The sequence below is a fragment of the Streptomyces sp. JJ38 genome, assembly GCF_019303475.1.
Lineage (GTDB): Bacteria > Actinomycetota > Actinomycetes > Streptomycetales > Streptomycetaceae > Streptomyces.
The window spans coordinates 97633-114269 of sequence record NZ_JABLSI010000018.1 but is presented as its reverse complement, the minus strand read 5'-3'; the positions used below and the strand labels follow the sequence as shown (position 1 = coordinate 114269).

Genomic DNA, 16637 nt, shown 5'->3' with positions numbered 1-16637 from the left:
CCTCTCTCGTTGATCCGCTGTGCGTGGGGACCGGCTCAGAACCTGAGCCCGGCCTCGCGGGCGGCGTCGGCCAGGGCGGCGATGCGCCCGGCGTACTTGTTGCCACCGCGGTCGAAGACGACGGCCTCGACACCGGCGGCCTTGGCCCGCTCGGCCACGAGGGCGCCAACCTGCTTCGCCTGGGCGCTCTTGTCGCCCTCGACGCCGCGGATGGAGCTGTCCATGGACGAGGCCGAGGCCAGCGTGTGGCCCTGGATGTCGTCGATGACCTGCGCCACCATGTGCCGGTTGGAACGCGTCACGACCAGACGCGGACGCTCGGCGGTGCCGGAGACCTTCTTCCGGACGCGGATGTGACGCCGCTTGATGGCGGCGCGCTTGTAGGCGTCGCCCTTGGCGATCTTCACGCCGAATGCCATGGCTTACTTACCAGCCTTTCCGACCTTGCGGCGGATGACTTCGCCCTCGTACTTGACGCCCTTGGCCTTGTACGGGTCGGGCTTGCGCAGCTTGCGGATGTTGGCCGCGACCTCGCCCACCTTCTGCTTGTCGATGCCCTCGACCGAGAAGCGGGTCGGGGCCTCGACCTTGAAGGTGATGCCGTCGGGGGCCTCGACCAGCACGGGGTGGCTGAACCCGAGCGAGAACTCCAGGTTGGAGCCCTTCGCCTGGACGCGGTAACCGACACCGCTGATCTCGAGCTTCTTGACGTAGCCCTGGGTCACGCCAGTGATCATGTTCGCCACCAGCGTGCGGGACAGGCCGTGCAGGGCCTTGTTCCGGCTCTCGTCGTTCGGGCGGGTCACGACGATGGCGCCGTCCTCACCCTTGGCGACCTCGATGGGCGCGGCGACGGTGTGCGAGAGGGCGCCCTTGGGGCCCTTCACGTTGACCGTCCGGCCATCGATGGTGACGTCCACACCGGCGGGAACCGTGATGGGGAGCTTGCCGATTCGCGACATGGCTTTTCCTCCGTTCCCTTCCGTTACCAGACGTAGGCGAGGACTTCCCCGCCCACACCCTTCTTGCCGGCCTGCTTGTCGGTGAGGAGCCCGTGCGACGTGGAGATGATCGCCACGCCCAGGCCGCCGAGCACCTTCGGCAGGTTGGTGGACTTTGCGTAGACCCGAAGACCCGGCTTCGAAATCCGCTTGATGCCGGCGATCGAGCGCTCGCGGTTCGGGCCGAACTTCAGCTCCAGGACGAGGTTCTTGCCCACGGGGGCCTCCTCGACCTTCCAGCCGGTGATGTAGCCCTCCTGCTGGAGGATTTCCGCGATGTGCGACTTGATCTTGCTGTGCGGCATCTCGACGGTGTCGTGGTACGCCGAGTTCGCGTTCCGCAGACGTGTCAGCATGTCTGCGATCGGATCGGTCATGGTCATGTGATGGCCTTCGGCCTCTCTCGCCGGGGTTTCCTGTCTGCGCCGTCCTTCTCCCCACTCGGTGGCGGGGCAGGTGTGGCGCGGGGACCTACGGCGTAGTAAGCGTCTATCGCGGGCTGGACCCGCGGACGGTCGTGGGCGGCGGACGCCCAACCCCACCAGCCTAAGCCATGGGGGCCGGGCACCCGCCGTCCAGGATGCTTACCGAGAGTCCTGGTCAACCCGCGGGTGCGGGATTACCAGGAGCTCTTGGTCACGCCCGGCAGCTCGCCGCGGTGGGCCATCTCGCGAAGGCACACACGGCACAGGCCGAACTTGCGGTAGACGGAGTGCGGACGGCCGCAGCGCTGGCAGCGGGTGTAACCGCGCACACCGAACTTCGGCTTGCGGGCGGCCTTGGCGATCAGAGCCTTCTTCGCCATGTCAGTTCTCCTTGAACGGGAAGCCGAGGTGACGCAGCAGGGCGCGGCCCTCTTCGTCGTTGGTCGCCGTGGTGACCACGGTGATGTCCATGCCCCGGACCCGGTCGATCTTGTCCTGATCGATCTCGTGGAACATGACCTGCTCGGTGAGACCGAAGGTGTAGTTCCCGCGCCCGTCGAACTGCTTCGGGGACAGACCGCGGAAGTCGCGGATGCGCGGCAGCGCGAGCGACAGCAGGCGGTCGAGGAACTCCCACATCCGGTCGCCGCGCAGCGTCGAGTGCGCACCGATCGGCTGGCCCTCGCGCAGCTTGAACTGCGCGATGGACTTGCGGGCCTTGGTCACGGCCGGCTTCTGGCCGGTGATCGTGGCGAGGTCGCGGATGGCGCCCTCGATCAGCTTGGAGTCGCGGGCGGCGTCGCCCACACCCATGTTGACCACGATCTTGGTGAGACCCGGGATCTGCATGACGTTCTCGTAGGAGAACTCCTCACGCAGCTTGCCCTGGATCTCCTCGCGGTAGCGCTGCTTGAGGCGCGGGGCGTTGGTGGTGGTCGTCATCAGATGTCCTCACCGGTCCGCTTGGCAACGCGGATCTTGTTGCCGTCCTCGTCGAAGCGGTATCCGACGCGCGTCACGACCTTGTTGCCGTCCTTCTCCACCACGAGCTGAACGTTGCTCACGTGGATGGGGGCCTCGGTCGTCACGATGCCGCCGGTCTTCGAACCGCGAGCGGTCTGGCCGGCCTTGGTGTGCTTCTTGACCCGGTTGACACCCTCGACCAGGACGCGGTCCTCGCGGGGGTAGGCCTGAATGACCTTGCCCTGCTTGCCCTTGTCCTTACCGGTGATGACCTGGACCAGGTCGCCCTTCTTGATCTTCATGCTCACAGCACCTCCGGCGCGAGCGAGATGATCTTCATGAACTTCTTCTCGCGCAGTTCACGGCCCACCGGACCGAAGATTCGGGTGCCGCGGGGGTCGCCGTCACCCTTGAGGATGACAGCGGCGTTCTCGTCGAAGCGGATGTACGAGCCGTCGGGACGTCGGCGCTCCTTGACGGTGCGCACGATGACGGCCTTGACGACGTCACCCTTCTTCACGTTGCCACCGGGGATCGCGTCCTTGACGGTGGCGACGACGACGTCGCCGATACCCGCGTAGCGGCGACCCGAGCCGCCGAGCACACGGATGCAAAGAATCTCCTTCGCACCCGTGTTGTCGGCGACACGCAGTCGCGACTCCTGCTGGATCACGTCTATCTCCTGATCGTCTGCCGGTTCCCGGTGGGCGCCCTCGGGCGGCCCACCGAGCCTGGCGGAACTGATGCCGGGCGCCCGCCGCCCGGACCGTGCGGCCCGGGGGCGGAGCCCCCAGCGGGGGCGTGACGGGGGCCAGGCCCCCGCCGGTTACTTGGCCTTCTCGAGGATCTCGACGACGCGCCAGCGCTTCGTCGCGGACAGCGGCCGGGTCTCCATGAGGAGGACGCGGTCGCCGACACCCGCGGCGTTCTGCTCGTCGTGCGCCTTGAGCTTGTTGGTACGGCGGATGACCTTGCCGTACAGCGCGTGCTTGACGCGGTCCTCGACGGCGACGACGACGGTCTTGTCCATCTTGTCGCTGACGACCAGACCCTCACGGGTCTTGCGGAAGCCGCGCTGCTCGTTCGTTTCAGTCACATTCGTCTCGCTCATCAGGCGCTCTCCACCGTCTCGATGCCGAGCTCGCGCTCCCGCATCAGGGTGTAGATCCGGGCGATGTCCTTGCGGATGACCTTCAGTCGGCTGTTGTTCTCCAGCTGACCGGTCGCCGCCTGGAAACGGAGGTTGAAAAGCTCCTCCTTGGCCTCGCGCAGCTTCGCAACGAGTTCCTCGTTGTTCAGCTCACGCAGCTCGCTGGCCTTGGTACCGGCCGACATCACGCCTCACCTGCCTCGCGCCGCACGATCCGGCACTTCATCGGAAGCTTGTGAGCAGCGCGGAGGAGCGCCTCACGAGCAATCTTCTCGTTCGGGTAGGACAGCTCGAACATCACCCGGCCGGGCTTGACGTTCGCGACCCACCACTCCGGCGAACCCTTACCGGAACCCATGCGGGTCTCGGCCGGCTTCTTGGTCAGCGGGCGGTCCGGGTAGATGTTGATCCAGACCTTGCCGCCACGCTTGATGTGACGGGTCATGGCGATACGAGCTGCCTCGATCTGCCGGTTCGTCACATACGCGGGGGTGACGGCCTGGATGCCGTACTCGCCGAACGCGACCTCGGTACCGCCCTTGGCCATACCGTTCCGCTTCGGGTGGTGCTGCTTGCGGTGCTTGACCCTACGGGGGATCAGCATGGCGGTCAGGCCTCCTGTCCGGTGCTCTCAGCCGGAGCGGCGGCAGCGGCCTCGGCCTTGGGGGCCTCGGCGGGAGCCTGCTGCTGCTGCGGCTTGCGGCCACGGCGCTCGCCGCCGCCCCGGCGCGGACGGTCGCTGCCACCGCGGGAGGGACGGTTGCCGGCGCGCGCGGCGGCGTTCTCGGCGCGGACCTCGGCGATGTTCTTCACGTCGCCCTTGTAGATCCACACCTTGACGCCGATGCGGCCGAAGGTGGTCTTGGCCTCGAAGAAGCCGTAGTCGACATTCGCGCGGAGCGTGTGCAGGGGCACGCGGCCCTCGCGGTAGAACTCCGAGCGGGACATCTCGGCACCGCCGAGACGGCCACCGCACTGGATCTTGATGCCCTTGGCGCCGGCCTTCATCGTCGACTGCATGCTCTTGCGCATGGCGCGACGGAAGGAGACGCGGGAGGACAGCTGCTCGGCGACGGCCTGCGCGACGAGCTGCGCGTCCAGCTCCGGGTTCTTCACCTCGAGGATGTTGAACTGGATCTGCTTGCCGGTCAGCTTCTCGAGCCGGCCGCGGATGCGCTCCGCCTCGGCGCCGCGGCGGCCGATGACGATGCCCGGACGAGCGGTGTGGACGTCGACCCGGACGCGGTCGCGGGTGCGCTCGATCTCCACCTTGGAGATGCCGGCCCGCTCCATGCCCTGCGTGAGCAGGCGGCGGATCTCGACGTCTTCCTTGATGTAGTCCTTGTACAGCTTGTCGGCGTACCACCGGGACTTGAAGTCGGTGGTGATGCCGAGCCGGAACCCGTGCGGGTTAACCTTCTGGCCCATTACCGGGTTCCTTCCTTGGTGCCGACGACCACCGTGATGTGGCTGGTCCGCTTGCGAATCCGGTAGGCGCGGCCCTGGGCGCGCGGACGGAAACGCTTCAGGGTCGGGCCCTCGTCGACGTAGGCCTCCTTGACGAACAAGGTGGTCACGTCGGTGTGGTCGTAGTTGTGCGCGGCGTTGGCGATGGCGCTGTCCAGCACCTTGCCCACCGGCACGCTCGCGGCCTGCGGGGTGAAACGCAGGACCGCCTGAGCCTCCGTGGCATCCATGCCACGGACAAGGTCCACCACCCGGCGGGCCTTCATGGGCGTGACACGCACGTAGCGCGCCTGGGCCCTGGCTTCCATGGTTGTCCCTTCGGTGTCAGTCATAGTCGATGCACCCAGCCGATCAGCGACGACGCGACTTGCGGTCGTCCTTCACGTGGCCGCGGAAGGTGCGGGTCGGCGCGAACTCGCCGAGCTTGTGGCCGACCATCGACTCGGTGACGAACACCGGGACGTGCTTGCGGCCGTCGTGCACCGCGATCGTGTGGCCGAGCATGGCCGGGACGATCATGGAGCGGCGGGACCAGGTCTTGATGACGTTCTTGGTGCCGGCTTCGTTCTGTGCGTCCACCTTCTTGCTCAGGTGGTCGTCGACGAAGGGCCCCTTCTTGAGACTGCGCGGCATCTAAACCCGCTCCTAGCGCTTCTTGTTCGTCTTGCGGCGGCGGACGATGTACTTGTTGCTGGCCTTCTTCGGCGAGCGAGTACGTCCTTCCTTCTGACCCCAGGGCGACACCGGGTGCCGACCACCGGAGGTCCGGCCCTCACCACCACCGTGCGGGTGGTCGATCGGGTTCATCACGACGCCGCGGACGGTCGGGCGAACGCCCAGCCAGCGCTTGCGGCCCGCCTTGCCCCAGTTGATGTTCGACTGCTCGGCGTTGCCGACCTCGCCGACGGTGGCGCGGCAGCGGACGTCGACCAGGCGGATCTCACCGGACGGCATGCGCAGGTGGGCCATGGAGCCCTCACGCGCGAGGAGCTGCACGGCGGCACCGGCGGAGCGGGCGAACTTCGCACCGCCGCCCGGCCGCAGCTCGATGGCGTGGATGGTCGTACCGACCGGGATGTTGCGCAGCGGCAGGTTGTTGCCCGGCTTGATGTCGGCCCCGGGGCCGTTCTCGACCCGGTCGCCCTGCTGGATGCCGCGCGGCGCGAGGATGTAGCGCTTCTCGCCGTCGGCGTAGTGCAGGAGCGCGATACGCGCCGTGCGGTTGGGGTCGTACTCGATGTGCGCGACCTTGGCCGGCACGCCGTCCTTGTCGTGACGACGGAAGTCGATCACGCGGTAGGCGCGCTTGTGGCCACCGCCCTGGTGGCGGACGGTCACACGACCGGCGTTGTTACGGCCGCCCTTGCTGTGCAGCGGGCGGACCAGCGACTTCTCCGGCGTGGACCGCGTGACCTCGACGAAGTCGGCGACGCTGGCGCCACGACGGCCAGGAGTCGTCGGCTTGTACTTGCGGATACCCATTTCTCAGTCCTCGTCCGATATCGGACGGCTCCTGTCTCCGTTAGGAGACCGGGCCGCCGAAGATGTCGATACGGTCGCCCTCGGCGAGGGTCACGATGGCGCGCTTGGTGTTGGCGCGCTTGCCGTAACCGGTGCGGGTGCGCTTGCGCTTGCCCTGCCGGTTGATCGTGTTGACCCCGGTGACCTTGACCGAGAAGACCGCCTCGACGGCCTGCTTGATCTGGGTCTTGTTGGCGCGCGGGTCGACGATGAACGTGTACTTGTTCTCGTCCAGCAGCGCGTAGCTCTTCTCCGAGACCACGGGCTTCAGCAGCACGTCACGGGGGTCCGTGAACGTGGAGCTGGTGACCGCGGTGGCCGCGGTGGCGGTTGCCTCGCTCATCAGGCTTCGCTCCCTTCGAGCTCAGCCTCGGAGGCGACGGCCTTGGCGGCCTTGGCGGGCCCGGCGACGAAGGCGTCGTAGGCGGCCTTGGTGAAGACCACGTCGTCGGAGACGAGCACGTCGTACGTGTTCAGCTGGCCCGGCTCCAGGATGTGGACCTGGGGCAGGTTGCGGGCGGACAGCCACGCGGCCTCGTCGGCCCGGTCGACGACCAGGAGCACGTTCTTGCGCTCGCTGATCTTGCCGAACAGGGTCTTGGCGGCCTTGGTGGACACCTCGCCCTCGACCACGCCGGTGACGACGTGGACGCGGTTGTGGCGGGCCCGGTCGGAGAGGGCGCCACGCAGGGCGGCGGCCTTCATCTTCTTGGGGGTCCGCTGCGAGTAGTCACGCGGCACGGGACCGTGCACGACGCCACCGCCCGCGAACTGCGGGGCGCGGGTCGAGCCCTGACGCGCCCGGCCGGTGCCCTTCTGGCGGTACGGCTTCTTGCCGCCACCGCGGACCTCGCCGCGGGTCTTCGTCTTGTGCGTGCCCTGGCGGGCCGCCGCGAGCTGGGCGACGACGACCTGGTGGATCAGCGGAACGCTGACCTTCGCGTCGAAGATCTCCGCGGGGAGCTCGACGGACCCGGCCTTGTCGCCAGCCGGCGAAAGGATGTCAATGGTGCTCATCTACCTCAGGCCCCCTTGGCCGCGGTACGGACCAGGACGAGGCCGCCGTTCGGACCGGGGACGGCGCCCTTGATGAGCAGCAGTCCCTTCTCCGCGTCAACGGCGTGGACGGTCAGGTTCTGGGTGGTGACCCGCTCGTTGCCCGCGCGGCCCGCCATCTTCATTCCCTTGAAGACGCGGCCCGGCGTGGCGCAGCCACCGATGGAGCCCGGCTTGCGGTGCACGCGGTGCGCACCGTGCGAGGCCTTGCCGCCGTGGAAGCCGTGGCGCTTCATGACACCGGCGGTGCCCTTGCCCTTGGACTTGCCGGTCACGTCCACCTTGACGCCGGACTCGAACACCTCGGCGGTGATCTCCTGGCCCAGGGTGTACTCGGAGGCGTCCTCGGTGCGCAGCTCGACGAGGTGGCGCCGGGGCGTCACGTCGGCCTTGGCGAAGTGGCCCTTGAGGGGCTTGTTCACCTTGCGCGGGTCGATCTCGCCGAAGGCGATCTGGACGGCGCCGTAGCCGTCACGGTCATCGGAGCGCACCTGGGTCACGACACAGGGGCCGGCCTTCACCACGGTCACCGGGACGACACGGTTGTTCTCGTCCCAGACCTGGGTCATGCCGAGCTTCTCGCCCAGGAGGCCCTTGATCTGCTTAGCCATCTTCCCGCACCCCTCAGAGCTTGATCTCGATGTCAACGCCGGCCGGGAGGTCCAGGCGCATCAGCGAGTCAACGGTCTTGGGCGTCGGGTCGAGGATGTCGATCAGACGCTTGTGGGTGCGCATCTCGAAGTGCTCGCGCGAGTCCTTGTACTTGTGCGGCGACTTGATGACGCAGTACACGTTCTTCTCAGTGGGCAGCGGCACCGGGCCCGCGACCGACGCACCAGTGCGGGTCACCGTCTCGACGATCTTCTTCGCCGAGTTGTCGATGACCTCGTGGTCGTAGGCCTTGAGCCGGATGCGGATCTTCTGTCCCGCCATGGCTACTTCGTAGTCCTGTCTCTCGTAAACGCTCTGGTCCCGGTGGCTCCGCCCTCACCCCCGACCCACGCGGTCGGGCGTGTCGCACCCTTCCTCGTACTTCTCCACAGGTGGAGAGCCCTCGAAGGGGGGAACCGGGGGAAGAAACCCACCGGGCGCCTGGTTAAAAGCCCCTCCTGCGCTTCCCGGAAGATTCCCGTACTTCCGCCCCTGACGAGGGGCGACGAATACCTGGGACTCGCTTCCGGTCCTCCCGGCGGGAGGCGCACAGCATCGGCACTCAACCGAGCAACCGGAACAGTGTGCCATACAGGACAGAGCCCCCGCCAATCGGCCCGGGCCACCCTTGACGGCCTCCCGAAGCCGTCGTCGCCGGTTCTCCGGCCCGCCGACCGCACGGCACCCGCCACCCGGATGTGACCGAACGTGATGACACGGCCACGAGACGCGTCGCCTCTCCCGTGGTCAGCCCTCGGTGGTGGCCCGCACGGCCGTCAGCAGAGCATAGAGCTGCTGGGCGTACGTCTTGCCCCAGTTCCCGTACTTCACCTCTTCATCACCCAAGCTCACATCCACCGCGTACTCGATGACGAACCTGCCGAAGCCCGCGTCGACCCGCATGGAGGAGAGCGAGAGACCGAGCTGCGACAGCCTGCCGTACGGGCAGCGCAACCGTCCGTACGCGGTGACGAGGTAGAGGGCCTGATCGGTGAAGACGATCAGACGGCTGCCGGGGAACCATTCGACGCGCCCCAGCGGCAGGCATACGGCGTTGACCTTCTCGCCGGACCGGACGTCGCACTGCTCGCTCACCTTCCCGGCAAGGCGCGAGGACAGCCGGTACCCCTGGCGCACGAGCCGCTCGGGCTGAGTGCTGAGCACCCGGGCCACCCGCTCGGCGACCGGCGGTACCGGCCGCGGGCCGGGAGGCGGGACCGGCGGCTCGGGTGGGCCCGGCGGCGGCTGCTCCGAGCCCGCCGCCGGGTTCGGGAACAGCGGCACCCGGGAAAGGTCACCGGCCGCCTGGACCGGGACGTGCACCTCGGGCTTCGGCGCGCCCTTCGACCGCTGGAGGGCGGCCACGGCCGCACAGACGTCGTACAGCGACAGCGCCGCCGGAGCGCCACGGAGGCCCCCGGTGAGGACGTCGAGGAGACTGCGCACGAATGTCGTCCACCTCAGCGAGCCGTCGAGCTCCGCCCAGGTGTTCCGGTCGGAGGCACACAGCACCGCCACACTCCCCGGCCCGGCCGCCGGCTCCTTGTCCAGCACGGTCTGTACCCGCCCCCCGACGACGTCGTCAAGCGAAGCCTGCATGTATGGCACGGCGGCCGCCGCGAAGCACGCGTCGACCACCAGCACCCGGTCGCTGTCCGGTGCCACCTCCCGCAGCAGCTGCCCCAGCGAGCTGGCCCGCAGGCTGGTGTCCGCCCTCATCGGCGACCGGGTGTCGTGCAGGGCCAAGTGGTACTCGTTGGGGGACGAGAGGAAGAAGCCGTGCCCCGTGTAGAAGAACAGCACCGTCCACCCGCCGCCACGCGGCGAACCGTCCCCGAAGGCCGCCGCCAGAAAGGTCACGATCTCGTCCAGGTGCTGCGGGACACCCGACTTCCCGAACAGCCACAGCACATGCCCGTCCGGCAGCCCGAGGTGCTCGCCGGTCAGATAGTCGCGAAAGGCCGTCGCGGTCGTACGAAACGCCTCCGTGTCCTCGAACTCCCGCAGATTCGGCCAGGAGTCGGCCCCGCAGACGATCGCCAGTGTGCAGCGCGGGTCGAGCGTCACCCCTGTGGGTCCCCCGTGCCTCCGTCAGCAGCCCGCGCCCTCTGAAGGACCCCCTCGACGCCCCTGTCCTGCTCCATCACACCGACCCCCCGCACAGACCGACGACCACCCGCCTGCCCTCTACCCCCTCGCCGTCCCGCCCAAGCACACGTACCCGGCGTACCGCCGATCAGCTCGGTCGGCCGGTCGGGGGCCGTGACGGGCAGGCCGCCACGGCCCCCACGACCAAGTGCGCCGGGCGGCTTCAGACGCGGCTGACCGCGCCGCACTCGCCGTTCTGGACGCTCTGCAGCTCGTCCAGGGTCTTGCTGCGGTCGTACGGGTCGGCGGTCGGGCCGGTGGGCTGGGGGTTGTCCATCAGGTCGGACGGGAACTCCGGGTGCAGCAGACCGTCGTGCACACCGCACGCCGTATTGCCCACGTCCCGTATGTACTCGGTCACCCAGAGCCTGCCCGGCGTCGCCAGCCACCGCTGCGGGTCGACCACCTCGACCTCCAGCACGCGACGCACCACGGTACGTGTGACCTCCCCGGGCCGCCGGACGCTCTCCACCGGGTAGACGAACGTGTAGTCCGCCCGGATCGCGGCCCTGCCCTCACCCCTCGCCGAGAGTTCCATCCTGCCCCGCACCTTCACGGTGTCGCCGATCAGCCGGGCCTCGCTCGGATCGAAGCGGGAGAACCACGCCGTCGCGTTGTTGTCCGGGGTCGGGTCCTCCAGCGCCGCCTCGACGAGATCGGCCATCTCCTTCTGCTCGGGGGCGAGCAGCGCGATCGCGTCCTCGGGTGCGCCGCCGTTCACCACCGCGGGGTCCAGGTTGGCGGCGACGAGGAACTTCTTGAGGGTGACCAGCTTGGCCGACACACGCTCCGCCGACACGCCTCCGACCGCCCGGGCCTCCGGCAGCACGATCGCTTCCGCCCCGCCCGCCCAGCGCTCGGCGGGCGACCCCGCGAACGGCTCCGCCAGTGTGGGCAGGTCACTCAGCAGCTCGTGCTCCGGGGCCGCGCTCGGGGCGCCCGTCTCCGCGGGCAGCGGCTCCGCCGGTTCGTCCGACCCGCCGGACAGGACGGTGTCGAGGTCGACCTTGGCGTCGTCGAGGTAGTGGACGGCGCCCCAGCACACCGCGCACAACGCCACGAACCCCGCGACCCAGCGCCCCGCCCGGCCGCCGCGCCGCCCGCCCTGCATCTCCCGCCAGGCGGGGCCGGTCCGCCACCCCTCCGGCTGCCAGGGCTCCGGCTCCCGCTTCCCGCCCCACCACCGTCGCTTCGGCTGCTGCCGCGCGGCCGCCTCGTCCAGCTCCCGCAGCCGTCCCGCAACCATCCGCGCCCGTGCCGACGGCTCCTTCGGGGCGGCGTCACTCCCCTGGCCACTGGCGGAGTCCCGCAGAAAGGCCGCCCACTCCTCGTCCGACTTCCCCGAGTCGCGCCCCGGCTCCTCCGCCACGTCCCAACGCCTCCGCCATCGCTTTCCTGCTGGTCAAACAAGCGGCGACGCTAGCAACGGCACATCACCAACCAAGATCGGCGACATGACGTTCCCGTCACTCCGGCACCGCCGCCGTGCAGTGGGGTGGCCAGGCGCCGTGGGCGGGCCCCTCAGCCCGTCCGGCCCGCCGCCGCCCGGACGGCCCCGAGCACCGCCCTGAGCTTCTTCGCGTAGCCGCCGCTCCAGGGGCCGTACGAGATGCTCTCGCCGGCGGCGCTCAGCTCCAGGTAGTAGTCCGACCTGCTGTGTCCGGGCCCGGGGTAGAACCATGAAACGCGCATCTCGATCCCCAACTCGTGCAAAGCGTCGTACCCACAGCGGAACCGCCCGGGATCTCCGGTGGTGGCATGCATCCCCGAGTCCGTGAACGCGATCACGTGTACCCAGGAAGCGCCCCGCACCGCCACCCGCGGCTTCACGACCGCGTGCACCTCGTCCCCCTCGGTCAGCCCGCACCGCTTCCGCACGACCGCCATGAGCCGCGGCGATATCCGCGTCCCCGTGCGCACGAGACCCTCCGGCTGCGTGGCGAGGACGTCCAGCACACTTCGCCGCACGGAGTCCGCGGACATCACGGGGCCACCGGGCACCGGCTGTGGCGACCGGGGAACCGGCTCCGGGACAGGACCGGACGTGGCGCCGTCCCACGCGGGGTTCGGGAACAGCGGCACCTTCGAGAGATCGCCCGCCGCCTGTACGGGCACGTGCAGCTCGGGCGCGGGCGCCGCCTTGCTCCGTTGCAGCCCGCTCACGCCCTCGCACACCTCGCGCAGGGACAGTGCCGCCTGAGCGCCGTGCCGGCCCCCGGTGAGGACGTCCAGCAGACTCCGCCCGAAAGTCGTCCACCTCAGCGAGCCATCGAGCTGGGCCCAGGTGTTCTGGTCCGACGCGCACAGCACCGCCACACTCCCCGGCCCGGCCGCCGGCTCCTCATCCAGCACCGTCCGCACCCGCCGCTCCACGACATCGTCCAACGACGCCTGCATGTAGCGCACCGCGGCCGCCGCGAAGCACGCGTCCACCACCAGCACACGATCACTGTCCGGCGCCACCGCCCGCAGCAACCGCCCCAGCGAACTGGCCCGCAGGCTGGTCTCCTCCCTCAACGGCGGCCGGGTGTCATGCAGCGCCAGGCAGTACTCGGTGGGCGACGACGGAAAGAAACCGTGGCCGGTGTAGAAGAACAACACCCTCCACCCACCACCACGCGGCGCCCCATCCCCGAAAGCCGCCTGCAGGAAGCCCCCAATGCGATCCAGGTGCCGCTGGGCGTCCGACTCCCCGAACAGCCAGAGCACATGCCCCTCGGGAAGCCCGAGATGCTCGCCGGTCAGATAATCGCGCAACGCCGTCGCCGTCGTACGAAACGCGTCCGCGTCCTCGAACTCCCCCAGCTTCGGCCAGGAGTCAGCCCCACACACGATCGCCAGGGTGCGACGCGGGTCGAGCGTCACCCCTCAACGTCCCCCGTGCCGTCGGCGTCCCGGGTCTCCTCAAGGAAGCCCTCGATGACCCGCATCGTGCGCGCCGAGGGACGCCCCTCCAGCTTCACCTCGGTGACGATCTCACCGGAATCCGTGCGCCGTCGGGAGAGGTGCAGCGCGGCTAGGCTCCGCTTGCTCATCCACGTGGCGACGCCACGCGCGAGCGTCGGCACCACCGCGAGCGACAGCATCCCGACCAGCGCGACAACCGTCCCCGCGTCCTGCCGTGTCGGGTCCTCCCGCTCCTGAACCGCCGTCACCTGCGGAACCTGCGCATGCAGGAACTCCACCAACTCGGCCGCCAGCCCGTTGGCCTCCGCCGCACTGGCCCCCGGGAACGCAACGATCACCTTGTCCTGCTCCGTCACACCAACCCCCCAAGCCGGCCGACCACCTGCCAGCCCCCTACCCCCTCCCCACCCCGCCCATGCACACGCGATCCCGCCCGGTCGCCCGCTCAGTCGAACGTGACCCAGGTGTCATCGTGGCCTCCAGGGTCCCGATCCTCACCGTCGCCTGCGCACGGGAGGCGTAGAGGTCACGCTCGGCCACAATGCTGAGATCACCGGTACCGAGCTGCTGCCGGACGGCGTGCTCGGCCAGGTTCATGCCGGTGCGGACGCCCGCGCTCAAGGCAGCGAGAAACTCACCGCTCCATTGCCGCTCGTGCAGCACCCACGGGGCTTCCCCGCGCGCGGTCTTCTCCAGCATGGCCTGGAAGGTCCGGGCGCACCTGCCCCGCGCGGTGCCCGCCTTGACCTGGAACACGTGGTTGCCGGTCTCGATGATCGTCGCCGTCGGAAGGACGAAACGGACCCCCTTACTCAGCCGGTCCTGCATCTCCGCCAGGACCTCCGCACGGTGGTCGTTCATGAACGGAACATCGAGGAGCTCCACGAAAACGGAAGTGTCGAGGAAGTCGACGACCTGCCGCGCCATGGGCATCCGTAAACGTCGTTGGGTCACAGGCTCCCCAGGAAGTCCTCGATACTGGCCGTCCCATCGGAACGCGGCTCGATCGCGTCGGCCAACCGCCCCTTGGTGACGGCGTCTCCCAGATCACCTGCGGCCATGAGCTCCACATAGCCGGGAAGTTCGGGCAGCCGCGTCAGGCGGCTCTCCCCCGACGCCCCGTCCCGGGTGCAGACGACGACCCCCGAGTGGTCGGCCGCCTCCAACGAGTTGAGCAGCACGGGACTGTGAGTGGTGAACAGCACGTCGATGCGACGGCGGCGCGACTCCTCTTTCATCAGGCGCAGCACCCGCGCCGCCTGCGTGGGGTAGAGGCCGTTCTCGACCTCCTCGATCACCAGGTGCCGCTGAACCGCGGCGATCTCCCCGCCGTCTCCATCACCCATCGTGGGGGCGCTCAGCAGAGCCGTACCGAAGGCCAGGAAGCGGAGCATGCCGTCGCTGACCAGCCGGGCGGGCACATCGTGCTCGCTGCCGTGGAATCCGGCTTCGCGGAGCACCACCTGCACGTCACCCAGAGGCGTTCCCACGCTGCTGATCGCCCGGACGGGGTATTCCGGCATACCGCCGATCAGCTCGGTCAGCCGCGCGAAGGCACCGGGATCGTCGGCTTCGAGCGCGGCCACCGAGGCACTGAGGTTGTCGGCGTTGCGACGCAGCTCGGAGTCCTGGCGATTGACGTACTGCCGCATGAGGTGCGGCACCGGGTCGAGGAGGAAGACCTCCCGCAGCACGCCGAGCACTTCCCGGGCGGCCATGTGGACCAGCCGTGTGGCCTCGCTGGTCGCCGGGACCCGCACAGGAGTCTGGCTGGTCAGGAGCCGGTCAGAGAGGAACGGGACAGCCGGGTCCACACCACGGCGCCCGTTGAAGTACCGCACGTTCAGGTCGCCGCGCCGCTTGTCGGGCGGGTCGCTTGCGAGCAGGACGCGCCCCTGCCCGAGCCGGCGCCCGGCGTACCGCACGCCCTCCACGGCGGTCAGCGTCTCCCGCAGCACCCGCACCTCGGGGAAGACCGCAAGCCTCACGTCGAGATCGAAGACGCCCCGCGGCGATCGGACCCGGCAACCAACGGTGAACTCGTCCGCACCGAGCGGAGCACACCCGGCGGCCCCGCCCCGGATCGGCTCCTCTGCGGCTCGCGGCCCGTCCAGCGCGTCCCGCACGGGCTCGCCCAGCGCCAGCCGGGACAGCACCAGCAAGGCGTCGAGCGCGTTGGACTTGCCGCTGCCGTTCCGGCCGATCAGAACCGTCAGGTCCTGGAGTGGCAAGCACTGCCCGGTGAAGCTCTTGAAGGAGGTCAGGCGCACCTCTTCCAGCCGCGAAGCCTCCACCGGCACCTCACTTCCCCTCTCAGCCCGAACGCCGCCTCCACGGCGTGTGAGCCCAGCTAACCAGCACCCCCGACCCCGGTCCAACGGCACACGCGACGTCACCCTTGGCCGAGAGCACCGTGGCCTGAGCCCACTCGATGAACCAGGCGTTGAGCGGTCGGACGCAGGTAAGTCCGCCCAGTAGAAGGCGAGCGCCGCGAAGCCCCCGCGAGCACGAGAACGAGCGCGTGGCCGACAGAAGTACAACGAATCGCTGAAGCGACAGAGCGAGGAGGGGCTGCCACCGTCGTCCTTGTAGTGCCGCCCACCATTTCCTCGAATTCACCCCAACCGGACTGAAGTGATTCAGCAATGTACGGCGGGACACCGAGGAGTCCTTCAAATTCTTCAATCAGGACACCGTGCATTACGTTCTACCCCCTCTCCACCGCCCATCGGTAGCGCAGTCGGCGTGTCACGAAAGCTCACCAACTCACAGGGTTGTGTTGCTGCCGCGCCGACACCTCTCCCTTGCCTTGCGTGAAGTAGCCAGTAGAGTGGTCAGCAACAATCAAGGACAGTGCCAGCACGGTCAATTCGGAGGAATCGAGGCCATGGATCTAATCAACCTGACCGACGAGGAGCAGGGCGTAGTAATCAACGTCACCAATGGCGAGAAATTCGGCAGTCAAGAAGGATTCGACGCGCTCCGATGCGATATCACCATTTCAAGTGACTTCATCAACGGACATCTAGAACTCTACGTCACACTATATGACCTTGACTCGTGGAGTTCCGCTCTGGACACGCTCTCGTCGGGTGATGGCATCACCTGGCTTGAAGGCGGACGCTCCCCTCGAATCATGATCGATCTCGAAGGAGAAAGCGGCTGCACAGAGATCAGCGTTTACGACGTCGTAGACTCACAGATTTTCGCCACCATCCCCGTCAGAACAGCAGAGAACTGGATCACTACACACAGGGCCATGTTGAACGCAGTGCGAAGCGCCTTCCCGTTGACTCCCTAGATTTTCAGGCCCTGCCGCCCACCTTGACAGTAGGTGGACGGCAGGGC

The 16637-nt window shown here is 68.5% G+C and carries 25 protein-coding genes; 1 reads left to right on the top strand and 24 read right to left on the bottom strand.

From position 1 onward, the window contains the following. Positions 1 to 35 precede the first annotated feature (35 nt). The 24 genes from rplR to HPT28_RS12345 form a co-directional block, all read right to left on the bottom strand. On the bottom strand, positions 36 to 419 hold the full coding sequence (rplR, locus tag HPT28_RS12460; protein WP_219091102.1) for a 50S ribosomal protein L18: 384 nt from the start codon (positions 417 to 419) through the stop codon (positions 36 to 38). A 3-nt stretch (positions 420 to 422) separates the two neighbouring features. Beyond that, positions 423 to 962 carry a 50S ribosomal protein L6 gene (gene rplF, locus HPT28_RS12455; protein WP_219091101.1) on the bottom strand — a complete coding sequence of 180 codons (540 nt, stop codon included), beginning with the start codon at positions 960 to 962 and terminating at the stop codon, positions 423 to 425. Between the two features lie 23 nt (positions 963 to 985). Next, positions 986 to 1384: a 30S ribosomal protein S8 gene (gene rpsH, locus HPT28_RS12450; protein WP_219091100.1), complete on the bottom strand. Its 399-nt coding sequence runs from the start codon at positions 1382 to 1384 to the stop codon at positions 986 to 988. 236 nt (positions 1385 to 1620) lie between these two features. Next, positions 1621 to 1806: a type Z 30S ribosomal protein S14 gene (locus tag HPT28_RS12445; protein ID WP_003948630.1), complete on the bottom strand. Its 186-nt coding sequence runs from the start codon at positions 1804 to 1806 to the stop codon at positions 1621 to 1623. Position 1807: 1 nt separating this feature from the next. Beyond that, entirely contained in the window at positions 1808 to 2368 is a 561-nt protein-coding gene (gene rplE / locus HPT28_RS12440) for a 50S ribosomal protein L5 (protein ID WP_219091099.1), read from the bottom strand. Beyond that, on the bottom strand, positions 2368 to 2691 hold the full coding sequence (rplX, locus tag HPT28_RS12435) for a 50S ribosomal protein L24 (RefSeq protein ID WP_219091098.1): 324 nt from the start codon (positions 2689 to 2691) through the stop codon (positions 2368 to 2370). Before rplX ends, rplE begins: the two co-directional genes overlap by 1 nt. Before the next feature lie 2 nt (positions 2692 to 2693). Further along, positions 2694 to 3062, bottom strand: a complete 369-nt coding sequence (gene rplN / locus HPT28_RS12430; protein WP_219091097.1) for a 50S ribosomal protein L14 — start codon at positions 3060 to 3062, stop codon at positions 2694 to 2696. A gap of 153 nt (positions 3063 to 3215) precedes the next feature. Then, positions 3216 to 3500, bottom strand: a complete 285-nt coding sequence (gene rpsQ, locus HPT28_RS12425) for a 30S ribosomal protein S17 (RefSeq protein WP_065963004.1) — start codon at positions 3498 to 3500, stop codon at positions 3216 to 3218. After that, positions 3500 to 3724 carry a 50S ribosomal protein L29 gene (gene rpmC, locus HPT28_RS12420; RefSeq protein ID WP_219091096.1) on the bottom strand — a complete coding sequence of 75 codons (225 nt, stop codon included), beginning with the start codon at positions 3722 to 3724 and terminating at the stop codon, positions 3500 to 3502. The genes rpsQ and rpmC overlap by 1 nt, the downstream gene beginning before the upstream one ends. Then, on the bottom strand, positions 3724 to 4143 hold the full coding sequence (gene rplP / locus HPT28_RS12415) for a 50S ribosomal protein L16 (RefSeq protein WP_219091095.1): 420 nt from the start codon (positions 4141 to 4143) through the stop codon (positions 3724 to 3726). Before rplP ends, rpmC begins: the two co-directional genes overlap by 1 nt. Positions 4144 to 4148: 5 nt before the next feature. Continuing rightward, positions 4149 to 4967 (bottom strand): 30S ribosomal protein S3, encoded by an 819-nt coding sequence (gene rpsC, locus HPT28_RS12410; RefSeq protein WP_219091094.1) that lies wholly within the window; start codon positions 4965 to 4967, stop codon positions 4149 to 4151. Beyond that, positions 4967 to 5314, bottom strand: coding sequence for a 50S ribosomal protein L22 (rplV, locus tag HPT28_RS12405; protein WP_219091126.1), 348 nt, complete (start codon positions 5312 to 5314; stop codon positions 4967 to 4969). Before rplV ends, rpsC begins: the two co-directional genes overlap by 1 nt. Before the next feature lie 43 nt (positions 5315 to 5357). Next, complete coding sequence (gene rpsS / locus HPT28_RS12400) at positions 5358 to 5639, bottom strand: 30S ribosomal protein S19 (RefSeq protein ID WP_143616895.1); 282 nt, start codon at positions 5637 to 5639, stop codon at positions 5358 to 5360. Between the two features lie 12 nt (positions 5640 to 5651). Further along, complete coding sequence (gene rplB, locus HPT28_RS12395; protein WP_219091093.1) at positions 5652 to 6488, bottom strand: 50S ribosomal protein L2; 837 nt, start codon at positions 6486 to 6488, stop codon at positions 5652 to 5654. 40 nt (positions 6489 to 6528) lie between these two features. Then, positions 6529 to 6870, bottom strand: a complete 342-nt coding sequence (gene rplW / locus HPT28_RS12390; RefSeq protein ID WP_219091092.1) for a 50S ribosomal protein L23 — start codon at positions 6868 to 6870, stop codon at positions 6529 to 6531. Then, on the bottom strand, positions 6870 to 7544 hold the full coding sequence (gene rplD / locus HPT28_RS12385) for a 50S ribosomal protein L4 (RefSeq protein WP_219091091.1): 675 nt from the start codon (positions 7542 to 7544) through the stop codon (positions 6870 to 6872). The genes rplW and rplD overlap by 1 nt, the downstream gene beginning before the upstream one ends. 5 nt (positions 7545 to 7549) lie before the next feature. Next, entirely contained in the window at positions 7550 to 8194 is a 645-nt protein-coding gene (gene rplC, locus HPT28_RS12380; protein ID WP_219091090.1) for a 50S ribosomal protein L3, read from the bottom strand. A gap of 13 nt (positions 8195 to 8207) precedes the next feature. Then, the gene (rpsJ, locus tag HPT28_RS12375) at positions 8208 to 8516 is read right to left on the bottom strand and encodes a 30S ribosomal protein S10 (RefSeq protein ID WP_016473429.1); all 309 of its coding nucleotides are present in this window, start codon (positions 8514 to 8516) and stop codon (positions 8208 to 8210) included. A 465-nt stretch (positions 8517 to 8981) separates the two neighbouring features. After that, positions 8982 to 10301 (bottom strand): hypothetical protein, encoded by a 1320-nt coding sequence (locus HPT28_RS12370; protein WP_219091089.1) that lies wholly within the window; start codon positions 10299 to 10301, stop codon positions 8982 to 8984. Positions 10302 to 10545: 244 nt separating this feature from the next. Beyond that, complete coding sequence (locus HPT28_RS12365) at positions 10546 to 11751, bottom strand: hypothetical protein (RefSeq protein ID WP_219091088.1); 1206 nt, start codon at positions 11749 to 11751, stop codon at positions 10546 to 10548. A 152-nt stretch (positions 11752 to 11903) separates the two neighbouring features. Beyond that, on the bottom strand, positions 11904 to 13214 hold the full coding sequence (locus HPT28_RS12360) for a hypothetical protein (protein ID WP_219091087.1): 1311 nt from the start codon (positions 13212 to 13214) through the stop codon (positions 11904 to 11906). 29 nt (positions 13215 to 13243) lie between these two features. Further along, positions 13244 to 13645: a hypothetical protein gene (locus HPT28_RS12355; protein WP_219091086.1), complete on the bottom strand. Its 402-nt coding sequence runs from the start codon at positions 13643 to 13645 to the stop codon at positions 13244 to 13246. A gap of 37 nt (positions 13646 to 13682) precedes the next feature. Further along, positions 13683 to 14216 carry a hypothetical protein gene (locus tag HPT28_RS12350; protein ID WP_219091085.1) on the bottom strand — a complete coding sequence of 178 codons (534 nt, stop codon included), beginning with the start codon at positions 14214 to 14216 and terminating at the stop codon, positions 13683 to 13685. Between the two features lie 23 nt (positions 14217 to 14239). After that, the gene (locus HPT28_RS12345) at positions 14240 to 15583 is read right to left on the bottom strand and encodes an AAA family ATPase (protein ID WP_219091084.1); all 1344 of its coding nucleotides are present in this window, start codon (positions 15581 to 15583) and stop codon (positions 14240 to 14242) included. 593 nt (positions 15584 to 16176) lie between these two features. Between HPT28_RS12345 and HPT28_RS12340 the strand changes: the two genes are divergently transcribed. After that, positions 16177 to 16590, top strand: a complete 414-nt coding sequence (locus tag HPT28_RS12340) for a DUF5959 family protein (RefSeq protein WP_219091083.1) — start codon at positions 16177 to 16179, stop codon at positions 16588 to 16590. Positions 16591 to 16637: the final 47 nt, after the last annotated feature.